At 60.5% G+C, this 11775-nt stretch carries 10 protein-coding genes; all 10 read left to right on the forward strand.

Features of this window, described 5'->3' with window-relative positions:
* Positions 1-451 precede the first annotated feature (451 nt).
* The 10 genes from BGP00_RS07455 to BGP00_RS07500 all read left to right on the forward strand — a co-directional run bounded on the left by BGP00_RS07455 (position 452) and on the right by BGP00_RS07500 (position 11596).
* Positions 452-796, forward strand: a complete 345-nt coding sequence (locus BGP00_RS07455; RefSeq protein ID WP_127709257.1) for a hypothetical protein — start codon at positions 452-454, stop codon at positions 794-796.
* A gap of 70 nt (positions 797-866) precedes the next feature.
* Positions 867-2132, forward strand: coding sequence for a TolC family protein (locus tag BGP00_RS07460; RefSeq protein ID WP_127709255.1), 1266 nt, complete (start codon positions 867-869; stop codon positions 2130-2132).
* A 4-nt stretch (positions 2133-2136) separates the two neighbouring features.
* The gene (locus BGP00_RS07465) at positions 2137-3288 is read left to right on the forward strand and encodes an efflux RND transporter periplasmic adaptor subunit (protein ID WP_181953045.1); all 1152 of its coding nucleotides are present in this window, start codon (positions 2137-2139) and stop codon (positions 3286-3288) included.
* Positions 3289-3292: 4 nt separating this feature from the next.
* On the forward strand, positions 3293-6535 hold the full coding sequence (locus BGP00_RS07470; RefSeq protein WP_127709253.1) for a CusA/CzcA family heavy metal efflux RND transporter: 3243 nt from the start codon (positions 3293-3295) through the stop codon (positions 6533-6535).
* A 64-nt stretch (positions 6536-6599) separates the two neighbouring features.
* Complete coding sequence (locus tag BGP00_RS07475; RefSeq protein WP_127709251.1) at positions 6600-7094, forward strand: hypothetical protein; 495 nt, start codon at positions 6600-6602, stop codon at positions 7092-7094.
* A gap of 74 nt (positions 7095-7168) precedes the next feature.
* On the forward strand, positions 7169-7480 hold the full coding sequence (locus BGP00_RS07480; protein ID WP_127709249.1) for a zf-TFIIB domain-containing protein: 312 nt from the start codon (positions 7169-7171) through the stop codon (positions 7478-7480).
* A 122-nt stretch (positions 7481-7602) separates the two neighbouring features.
* Entirely contained in the window at positions 7603-8034 is a 432-nt protein-coding gene (locus tag BGP00_RS07485) for a hypothetical protein (RefSeq protein WP_246027386.1), read from the forward strand.
* 1 nt (position 8035) lies between these two features.
* Complete coding sequence (locus BGP00_RS07490) at positions 8036-8641, forward strand: cation transporter (RefSeq protein ID WP_127709549.1); 606 nt, start codon at positions 8036-8038, stop codon at positions 8639-8641.
* Between the two features lie 11 nt (positions 8642-8652).
* The gene (locus BGP00_RS07495) at positions 8653-9021 is read left to right on the forward strand and encodes a DUF305 domain-containing protein (RefSeq protein ID WP_127709247.1); all 369 of its coding nucleotides are present in this window, start codon (positions 8653-8655) and stop codon (positions 9019-9021) included.
* 64 nt (positions 9022-9085) lie between these two features.
* A complete protein-coding gene (locus tag BGP00_RS07500; protein WP_127709245.1) occupies positions 9086-11596 on the forward strand; it encodes a heavy metal translocating P-type ATPase in 2511 nt (836 codons plus the stop codon).
* Positions 11597-11775 lie beyond the last annotated feature (179 nt).

Genomic DNA, 11775 nt, shown 5'->3' on the forward strand with positions numbered 1-11775 from the left:
AACCTTGACCTTGCCCGTTCTGGGCAGCACATACCCCGCATCAACCCGGGTCAATTCTCAGTGATAATCCCGGGTCAATTCTCGGCGCTACTCAACAGGCATAGCGTGGAAAGTACGCTATGCCCTCAATAGCGGATGGTTTCGACGCGGGTGCCCGTTTGTTTCGCGAGATCGCCAATTTTCATATTGACCCTATAGTAACTTCAGGGTGCATATGACAGGCCGTAACGACGCGAATCGGATCAGACATGGCGCAAGCCCACTGCTCAAAGACTGGCGAAACGCACACGGCTATCGCCGCGTTCGCGTTTTCACGTCCTGTCGACGGGACGTCTGCGCTTGAATCGATACCAGTTGCGCAGGGCGACATCGCAGCCCTCACAAAGACCTCTTTTGCCTCCGCATGGACTTTGCAATGACAGGTCGCAGAAAATCGGCTAGAGGCCTCTCCATGTTTCGCTGGAGCTTCCTCCTTCTTTGCATGCTTGTCGTGTCGCTTACGACCGTAGCGACCGTGCATGCCAACGAAGTTCCAAACCCGACACTCTCTGCGACCCAGACCAGCATCGAATGTTCTGGCCAAGTTCACAGTGAAGGGGACGGCGATCAATCGCAGGGCGATTCCGATAAAGCTGTTCCCCATCATCATGGTTGCCACGGTGGGGTCTCCTTCCTGCCCGCCCGCGCCACTGAGACGACCGTTTTCGCTATCGTCACGGAAACGCTGATGACCGTCGATGAGGCGGTTCCCGGTCGTTGGTCCGTCGGGCCTGATTTGCGGCCTCCTATCGCCTGATTGAAAGTCAACTGACTGTCGCCCGTATTCCGGGTGCGCAGATTGATGCCTATCAATCAGGAATTTCTACATGCACAGGATCATTGCGGCCTTTCTGGCTGCCACGTCTTGCGTCGCCGTGGCGCAAGCACAGGATAATCTAACGGCGCAGCAGTCTGTAGCGGCTGTGTTCACTCTCGATGATGCAGTCGCGGCCGCAGGCGGAAGCGCCCCAGCAGCAGATGCGGCTCAGGCTGGGATCGATGCAGCTCGCGCGGGACGGACCGTGGCGGGCCTCCGCCCTAACCCTACTGTCCAGAGCCAGGTTGAGAACGTCGTTGGTTCGGGGCCGTATGGCGGTTTTCGCCAAGCCGAAACGACTGTTGGGGTCAATATCCCGATCGAGCTGGGCGGGAAGCGTTCGGCGCGCATTGCGGTAGCGGACGCCCAATCGAACAGGGCCGTGCTAATCGCGGCTATCACCCAAGCCGATATTCGGGTGCAGGTGACTGCACTCTATATCGATGCGATTGCGGCGGAACGCCGGGTGGTGACGGCCCGCGATCAGCTTCGTATCGCGCAAGATGCTCTTAATGCCGCCAAGGTAAGGGTTCAGGCGGGTCGCGCTTCGCCGATCGAAGAGCAAAGGGCAGATGTTGCACGGCTGAATGCCCAAGCGGGCGCGGAGCGGGCAGCCAGGCTCGCGGATGCGGCGCGTGCCAATCTCGCGCGTCGGATCGGCAAGCCCATTTTCGGGCCGCTGGATACCGCCGTGCTCGATTTGCTGCCACCTGCTACTTACGGCCCCAACTCGGTAGAAAGCGCTGGAACGCTGGCCATGGCGGCGGCCGATGCGGATCTTGCCATCGCCGACGCCGGCGTCCAGCTCGCAAAATCCCAGCGCGTTCCAGATGTAACGGTCGGTCCGGCGCTCCGGCGTCTTGAGGTCAGCAAGGATATCGCGGCGGTCTTCTCCGTTTCGATCCCGATACCGCTGTTCAATTCCGGTCGGGCAGCGGTGGCGCAGGCAAGCGCGGAACGCAGTCGCGCAGAAGCTCAGCGTCGTATGACCGCGCTCGATGTAGAACAGGCCATTACCGATGCCCAGGCCGAGGCTGATAATGCCGCGACCACGGCGCGCAATGCCAGCGGGCCTGCACTTGTAGCAGCGCAGGAGGCCGCCCGCATCGCTCGTGTCGGGTATCGCGAAGGCAAGTTCGGACAGCTCGATTTGCTCGATGCCGAACGGACCCTCGCCGACACGCGCGTCGCCGCGATCGACGCACTCGCCTCGTACCAGAACGCCAAGGCCCGGTTGCAGCGTCTCACCGCTCCCGCGCCAGAACAGGGGAATTGATCCTATGAAACTTACGAAAAGCACTGCGCTTCTAATGCCACTGACCTTGGCCTTTCTTCTCGCCGGTTGTGGTGGCGGCAGCGAGGCCAGCAATGAGACGGCCCCCGCCAACCAGCAGCAGGCAGATGCTTCCCCCGTCGAGGGCAAGATAACGCTCTCGCCGGACCAAATCGCGTCGGCAGGCATCCAGATTGCTCGGCCGACCGTGGGAGGGGGAGGAACGCTAGAGCTGCCGGCGACGATCGAGGGTGATCCGCAAGGCACACAAGTCGTATCGGCAGCGATTGGCGGGCGTGTCGTATCGTTGACCCGGAATCTTGGTCAGTCGGTGGGGCGCGGGGATACTCTGGCCGTCATAGAAAGCCGAGAAGCGGCGCAGCTCAAGGGCGAAGTTGAGGCATCTCGCGCCCGTCTCACGTTGGCAAACTCCAACCTGGCGCGCGAACAGCGACTGTTTGCGCAGCGCGTGTCGCCGGAGCAGGATCTGATTGCTGCTCGAACTGCGGCCATCGAAGCGCGGATTGCCTATAATCAGGCGCAGCAGCAGGTCTCCGCCGCCGGTGGGGGTGGGGGCGGTCTCAACCGTCTGGGCATTGCAGCGCCCGTTTCCGGTCAGGTCATCTCGCGCAGCGTTGTTCTGGGTCAGACCGTCGCGGCGGATGCTGAACTCTATCGCATCGCCAACCTTTCCAGCGTTTCGCTGTCGCTCAACCTACAACCCGCTGACGCGGGTCGGGTTAAGCCGGGCAATCTCGTCACGGTGACGGCCGCGGGTCGTCAAGCGACGGCCAAGGTCAGCTTCGTGTCTCCTGCGCTCGATGCACAGACGCGATTGGTCCCGGTCATCGCTACGCTCGACAATCGGAATATGGAATGGCGGGTGGGCGAGCCGGTGACGGCTTCTGTCCAGCTCACTGGCAGCGGAGGGGACGGCGCAATCAGCGTGCCCACGACAGCGGTGCAAACCGACGAGGGCAAGTCGGTCGTTTTCGTCCGAACCAAGACTGGCTTCCAGGCCGTCCCCGTTACGTTGGGCGACAGCAGCGGCGCCAGTGTAATCGTGCGCTCGGGCCTGAAGGGCACCGAGCAGATCGCTACCGTCAACAGCTTCACGCTCAAGGCCGAACTCGGCAAGAGCGAAGCGGCGGAGGATTGAGCCGATGATCGCCCCAATCGTGAATTGGGCGGTTCACAAGCGCTGGCTCGTCCTGCTTCTGACCGCCATAGCCGCCGTTATCGGCGCCGTCGCCCTGTATCGTCTCCCGATCGACGCGGTGCCGGACATCACCAACAATCAGGTGCAAATCAATATCAAGGCGCCTGCCCTTTCGCCCGAACTGGTCGAAAAGCAGGTGGCCTTTCCTATCGAAACAGCACTCGCCGGTATCCCTGGCCTTGATAATACGCGATCGCTTAGCCGGAACGGTTTTGCGCAGGTCACGGCTGTTTTCGATGAATCGACGGACATTTATTTTGCCCGGCAACAAGTCGGCGAGCGTCTAACCGGGGTTTCGGAAAATCTCCCCAAGGGAGCTGTCCCTGAAATGGGTCCGATTTCCACGGGTCTGGGCGAGGTCTATATGTGGACCGTCAAGCTTCAGCACCGCAAGGACGACAAGCATCTGCCCGGTGAACCCGGCATGCAGCCTGACGGAAGTTATATCACCCCGGAAGGCGACCGCCTCACTGACGAGACTGAACGGGCCACATATCTGCGTACCACGCAGGACTGGATCGTAAGCCCATTGCTGAAGAACACCAAGGGCGTCGCCGGCATCGACTCCATCGGCGGCTATGTGAAGCAATTTCAGGTTGTCCCCGATGTCCAGCGGCTTGCCTCGCTAGGCCTCACCCTCACCGATCTCGGCACTGCGCTCGAACGCAATAACACCAGCGTTGGCGGCGGATTTGTCAATCGCAATGGTGAAGGGCTGGCTGTTCGCTCCGACGCCCTTGTCCGCAACGCCAACGAATTGTCGCGGATCATCGTCGCCACGCGCGACGGGACGCCCATTACCCTTGGCCAGGTTGCTGCCGTCAAAACCGGGCAGGCCATACGTATGGGTTCGGCATCCGAAAATGGCACGGAAGTCGTCGTTGGGACTGCCATCATGCGTATCGGCGAGAATAGCCGTACCGTGTCGACGGCCGTAGCAGACCGCTTGCAGGAAATTCAGGCATCGCTTCCGCCTGACGTCGTTGTGCAACCGGTCCTCAATCGAACCGCACTGGTTAACTCAACCATCAAGACGGTCGCGAAGAATCTGAGTGAAGGTGCACTGCTCGTCATCGTCGTTCTGTTCGCTCTGCTCGGAAATTTCCGCGCCGCACTCATCGCCGCGATGGTCATTCCGGTGACGATGCTGCTGACCGGATTTGGGATGCTCAAAGCCGGCGTGTCTGCCAACCTTATGAGCTTGGGCGCTCTCGACTTCGGTCTTATTGTCGATGGTGCCGTCATCATTGTGGAAAATGCGCTCAGTCGTATGGCGCATCGCCAGGAACATGAAGGTCGCGTGCTGACCCTTCATGAGCGGTTGAATGTTGTCGCATCGGCGGCGCGCGAGATGATCCGGCCTTCGGTCTATGGCCAGGCCATCATTATCCTTGTTTATGTCCCGCTGCTCACCCTGACAGGTGTCGAGGGCAAGACCTTCGTGCCAATGGCGCTTACCGTCATTATCGCGTTGGTTTTTGCCTTTGTTCTCTCACTGACGGCCGTCCCGGCAGCGATCGCTATCTGGCTGTCCAATCGTGTCGATGAGAAGGATGGTCGGATCATGAGCTGGCTGAAGGCCCGCTATGAACCCGGTCTCGACAAAGCGATGAACCGGCCAACCTTGACCATAGGCACGGGTGTCGGCGGTTTCGTGCTGGCCATCGCGGCGTTCATGTCGCTCGGCCAGGTCTTTCTTCCCCAACTCGATGAAGGCAATCTCCTCATCCAGGCCCTTCGTATCCCTGCCACCTCTGTCCAGCAGAGCCAGGCTATGCAGGTTCCCATCGAGAAGATGCTTACGGCTCAAAAGGAGGTGCAGTTCGTCTTCTCCAAAACAGGCACGTCCGAACTTTCGTCGGACCCCATGCCGCCCAACGCCACCGATATGTTCATCATCCTCAAGCCTCGCGACCAATGGCCCGACCCGAGTCTCACAAAGGCGGATCTAGTCGCTCGCTTCGAAGCCAACCTGAACAAATTCCCCGGCAACGCATATGAGATCACACAGCCGATCCAGATGCGCTTCAATGAGCTGATTGCTGGCGTGCGAGGCGATCTAGCGATCAAGGTGTTCGGCGACGACTTCAACGCCATGAACGCCACCGCAGAGAAGATCGCCAGCGTTCTCAGGCGCACTCAGGGCGCTGCGGACGTCAAGGTCGAGCAGACCACGGGTCTTCCCATGCTCGATATCCGGGTAAATCGCGATGCCATGTCCCGCGTCGGTGTGACTGCGCAGGACGTACAGGACATCGTGACCGCAACTTTGGGCGGTCGCGAGTCCGGGATGATCTTCGAAGGGGATCGGCGCTTTCCGGTGGTGATCCGTCTATCGGAAGCCCAACGCGCTGACCTATCGACGCTACAGCAGGTCCAGGTTCCTCTTCCTGGGGGCAAGTTCGTACCCCTCGCGAGCGTCGCCGACATCAGGATCGTGGATGGTCCAAACCAGATCAGCCGTGAGAATGGAAAACGCCGTGTTGTGGTGCAGGCGAATGTTCGTGGACGCGACATCGCCAGCGTCGTGGCAGATGCGCGGGCTACCATCGCCAAGGACGTGCGCCTGCCAGCAGGCAGCTATCTCGTCTGGGGCGGCCAGTTTGAAAATCTGGCCTCCGCGCGCGAGCGGCTGCAACTCGTGATCCCGGCCTGTTTCGTACTTATCCTGATGCTCCTCTATGGGGCGCTCGGGTCAGCTCGCGACGCGGCTATCGTCTTCACGGGTGTTCCTCTGGCCCTGGTTGGTGGCGTGCTGCTCCTGTTCTTGCGGGGCATAGACTTCTCCATATCTGCCGCTGTGGGCTTCATCGCGTTGTCCGGTATCGCGGTGCTGAACGGCCTCGTCATGGTCTCCTCCATTCAGGAACTTATGCGACGAGGAATGGACAGGGCAGAGGCCGCCCGAACCGGAGCGATCCAACGTCTTCGCCCCGTCGTGATGACGGCATTGGTCGCAAGCCTTGGCTTCGTGCCGATGGCCTTGGGGACAGGTGCTGGCGCTGAGGTCCAAAAGCCTCTCGCGACCGTGGTTATTGGCGGTCTCATCTCGGCAACGCTGCTCACCTTGTTTGTGCTTCCGACGCTCTATGCCCGCTACGGCCGGCGCGAGATTCCTCTCTACGAGGATCTTGAAGAGCATGAAGAGCTGCAAGGCGGCGAACAGCATCCGCAACCTCAACACTGATGAGCGAGGGTGAGGGCATGTGCGTCATGGTCTCCCCGTCCTCGAAGACAGTGAGAATTCGAACATGATTGAGGAAACCGTTTTTATGGCGCCGATTTCACAGTTGAGGAGCTGGAGCTTCATTTCGGAGCTTGCCGGATATGAGCATTGGCATCCGCACTATCGGTTCGGTCGGCTCAATGCTCAGGCAACCCACGCCCAGCTCTCGTTTCGGTTGTTCGATTGGCGCCGGGTCAGGCTGTGGGTCGAGATCGACAATATCAACAAGCCGCAGGGGTTCGGTTGGCGCGGGCAGATCAGCAGCTTTTTCAAGTTCAGCGAGCGCTACGAAATCCTCCCCGCCAAGACCGGCTCAGAAGTGCGCCATGTCTTCGAAATCCGAGGCGGGCTGGGCAACATCTCGGGCTGGCTCTCGCGTCGCACCATACGCGAAGAAATGCAGGAGCATGATTTTGCCCTGCTGAAAGCCCTCAAGAAGCGCGCGTTACGTCCGCCCCACGGCAAGACGCAACTCAAACTCGTATCGACGGCCCCGACACGCGGATCGGCCAATGACTGAGCCGAATCCTCGTTCCGTTTCACCGATCGCATCGGCGCGCCGCCGTCGGCGCGCCCCATATGAAAGGATTAGTCATGGTAGATAATGCTGCCCATCAAGGCCTGCCTTGCCCCGTTTGCAAAGTCGATCTCGTCATGAGCGAGCGGCAAGGCATCGAAATCGATTATTGCCCGCAATGCCGGGGCGTCTGGCTCGATCGCGGCGAACTCGACAAGATCATCGAACGCAGCATGGCCGAGCAGCCGGCCTATCAGGAACCGAACAGCACGCTGGGCATGTTCGGTGACAAACATGGCCGGAGCGGCAAGCATGGCAGCGGCCACGGGAGCAGCCACGGCGGCGGCCATGGTGGGCGCAAAGGCTTCCTGCGTAACCTGTTCGACTGATCGAATATGAACCGGCCACCGCACCGATTTGAGCCTTTCGGGACGTGCGAGATGGCCCGCGCCATGGGCGCCGCGCCCCCTCGGGCGCCCATGGCGATAGATATGCACAGCGGAGATGTTGGATGAGCAAGTGGAGGACTAAAGGTTTGTTGCCGCTGCCCTTGCTCGTTCTGGGGGGCGCAGCGGCGATAGCCGTTCTGACGGCATGTTCCGAACAATCTGCCGGCGATGATCCCGACGGAAAGCATGATCGCAGTTCGCTGCCGGCGCTGATCGGTGAGCAAATCTACGCCTGTGACGACGGCTACAAATATGACGCCGACTTTCTGGCTGACGGTCTGACCCTGGATATTGCTCGGCTACCCGCCGAAAAGCCGGTGCGACTGTCGGCGCCGGCAACTGGCCTGACCTATGTGGGCCATAATCTCAACGTCTCCATCTCGGGCAGTGGCGCACTGACGATGACCCGTCCTGATCGCAAGGCTGTGCGGTGCCTTCGCATCCGCTCAGAACAGGCCATTGGGAACTCCATGAAGGAGGGTGCAGGTGGCTGAGATCCCTCCCAATTCACCCTCGGCAATCGAACGACGGACCCTTTGGATCGTCTTGCTGTTGAATGCGGCCATATCGGCGGCTTTTTTTGTCACTGGATTGGTCGGCGATTCAAGCGCGTTGATCGCCAATGGTGTCGATAATCTCTCAGATGCCGCCGTCTATGCGCTCAGCATTGCGGCTTTAACCCGTGGCCCGGCGTGGAAGACCCGCGCAGCTTCTGTGTCAGGGATCATGCTGCTGGTCTTTGCCGTGGGCATCCTTGCCGACGTGGTGCGTCGCTATCTCTACGGCAGCGAGCCGATCGGCAGTGATATGATGGTCATGTCGGCAATAGCGGGGGTGGTCAATTATGTCTGCCTCAGACTGCTTCAGAAACTTGACGCCCCCGACGTCAATCTGCGGGCAGCCACAACCTTCAGCTTCAACGATTTCGTCTCGAACGGCGGAATATTGGTCGCCGGCGGCTTGGTCATTTGGCTGAAAACCAACTGGCCCGACCTGATCGTCGGATTTCTGACGGCCGCCATAGCCATCAAGGGCGGTCTCGAAATTCTCAAGGACGCCGGGAATGAAGCGAGCGCAAATCGAGAGGCAGGGCTGAAATGACATCATATCGAATGAAGGGCGTGACGCTCATCGGGCTGAACATGGCCGTTATGGCAATATCCTCGCCGGCGGCGGCGCAGCATGCCGATCACCAACGCGCATCGCCTGCCCCTACAGAGGCTGCTTCGACCACCGAATATCGGGCCGTCAACAGCCAGATGCATGGGGCGATGGACGTCCCATTTTCAGGTGACGCCGATGCGGATTTCATGCGCGCCATGATTCCCCACCATGAAGGGGCGATCGCCATGGCCGAGGTCGAACTGAAATATGGGCGCGACCCAGAGGTTCGGCGCCTCGCCAGTGAGGTCATCAAAGCCCAGCGGAAGGAAATCGCAGGAATGCGCGCCTGGCTTGCCAATCATGGGCTGCAGAAATGATCAGGCGCGGCTCAATCCACCCATTTGCTCTGCATGAAGCAATCGAAAGATCGGAGATGGACGCATGACCGAGAAGCTGAAACTCGATATACCGCTGGTGCTGCCGGAGGTAGCGGACACTGCCGATGCTTGCGTCGGTCGCTTGCTGAAATCCATCGAGGGAAGGGCAGGGGTCGAAACGGCGCATGTCGTCGCGGCCGTCGATGGCGCGCCGGCAAAGCTGTGCGTCCACTACGACCCCGACCAGCTTTCAATGCAGCGCATCCGCGACTTCGTTCAGAGCGCGGGTGCCTCGATCAGCGACCGCTATGGCCATGCCCATTGGGACATGACAGGTATCGGGCATCAACGTCGGGCCAGGACCGTGGGCGATAAATTACGCGGTCTCCCCGGAGTGCTGGAGGCCAGCGCGGATGCATCGGGCAAGGTTCGGGTCGAGTTTGATCGGGAAGAGACTTCCGACAAGATCATCCTGTCGGGGCTGGCTGGGATGGGCGTCAGGCCGATCGCTCGTACCAAGGCGCAAGAGGATCATTCAGGGCATTCCCACGGCTCGGAAAAGGCGAAGGCTGAGGAAAGCCATGCTGGACACGACCATGGCAGCGAAGACGGTGACCATGAACATGGTGGCATTTTCGGCGCCAATACCGAGCTGATCTTTGCGCTGCTGTGCGGTGCATTGCTGGGGATAGGCTATGGCATCGAAAAGCTGTTGGTCGGGGCGCCATCGTGGTTGCCGACGGCCTGCTATATCGGAGGTTATTTCTTCGGCGGCTTTTTTACGCTGCGCGAGGCCATCGACAATCTGAAACTCCGCAAGTTCGAAATCGATACGCTTATGCTGGTCGCGGCTGCCGGTGCCGCCGCGCTTGGAGCCTTCGCCGAAGGCGCGTTGCTGCTCTTCCTCTTCAGCCTGGGTCACGCGCTCGAACACTATGCCATGGGGCGCGCGAAGCGCGCGATCGAGGCGTTGGCAGAGCTGGCACCAAGGACCGCCCTGGTTCGCGGCAAGGATGGAAGCACCCATGAAGTCCCGGTGGAGGAACTAGCGATCGGCGACGTCATCGTCGTCAAGCCGGATGAGCGGGTGGCCGCCGACGGCTTCGTCATCAAGGGGACCAGCGCAATCAATCAGGCTCCTGTCACGGGCGAGAGCATGCCCGTTGATAAAAAGCCGGTCGCGGACGCCGCAGCTGCGCGCGCAAACGTCGATAGGCTAGATGCAGAGTCTCGCGTCTTCGCCGGTACGATCAATGGCAGCGGGCTGCTCGAAATCGAGGTGATACGGCTTTCGAGCGAAAGCACGCTCGCCAAGGTGGTCAAGATGGTGAGCGAAGCAGAGACGCAGAAATCGCCGACCCAACGATTCACCGACAAGTTCGAGCGTGTTTTCGTCCCGGCTGTTCTCGCGCTGGCCTTCATCCTCCTGTTCGCGTGGGTGGTGGTCGATGAGCCATTCCGCGACAGCTTCTATCGGGCCATGGCGGTGCTGGTGGCGGCCAGCCCCTGTGCGCTCGCCATCGCAACGCCCAGTGCGGTTCTGTCAGGGGTGGCCAGGGCAGCGCGCGGTGGCGTGCTGGTAAAGGGTGGCGCGCCGTTGGAGCTGCTGGGTTCTCTCAACGCCATAGCCTTCGACAAGACGGGGACACTCACCAAAGGCGAGCCGCGCATCCAGAAAGTCATCACCGCACCCGGTGTTGAAGAGGAAGAACTGATGGCCATCGCAGTGGCGGTGGAATCGCTGAGCGATCATCCGCTCGCGCAGGCGATTGCGCGCGATGGCAGGGACTATGTTCGAAATAGGCCGATCCCGGAGGCCAGCAATCTGAAAAGCATGACTGGGCGGGGTGTTTCAGCGCTTGTGGACGTTGATGAAGTGCTGATCGGCAAGGCGGAAATGTTCGGGAACGATGGCATTCCGCCGCTTTCCACGCAAATGGCAGAGGCGATCGAGGAGCTGCGCAAAGGTGGCTTCACATCGATGATCGTGCGCCGGGATGGTCAGGATCTCGGTGCGATCGGGCTGTTGGATACGCCGCGTGAGGCGGCGCGCGCTACCCTTGAGAAGCTGCGGGCGCTCGGCATCGAGCGCATGATTATGATCTCTGGCGACAATCAGCGGGTGGCGGATGCCGTCGCCAAGCAGGTCGGCATCGACGAGGCGTGGGGCGACCTCATGCCCGACGATAAGGTTGAGGCGATCAAGAAGCTGAGGGCGCAGGCAAAAGTCGCCATGGTCGGGGATGGTGTCAACGACGCACCTGCCATGGCCACGGCTACGGTCGGAATTGCGATGGGCGCGGCCGGGTCAGACGTTGCTCTCGAAACGGCCGATGTCGCATTGATGGCCGACGACCTTGCGCATCTGCCATTTGCCGTTGGCCTCAGCCGACATACCCGATGGATCATTCGCCAGAATGTGTTCGTAAGCCTGGGCGTCGTAGCCTTTCTGGTTCCAGCGACTATCCTTGGGTTGGGCATCGGGCCAGCGGTGGCTGTCCATGAAGGCTCGACACTTTTGGTCGTAGTCAACGCGCTGCGGCTCCTGGCCTATCGCGACGGGACGAAGGAATGAGCCAGCGGTCTATAGCAACGGTGTCGTTGCGGCGCCGGATAGCGCCGCGATGATGCTGATCGCGCCGTCCTGGTGGGAGACCGCCACCTGTTGAGTAGCGCCGAGAATTGACCCGGGATTATCACTGAGAATTGACCCGGGTTGATGCGGGGTATGTGCTGCCCAGAACGGGCAAGGTC

Source organism: Novosphingobium sp. 63-713 (assembly GCF_001898925.1).
Classification (GTDB): Bacteria; Pseudomonadota; Alphaproteobacteria; order Sphingomonadales; family Sphingomonadaceae; genus Novosphingobium.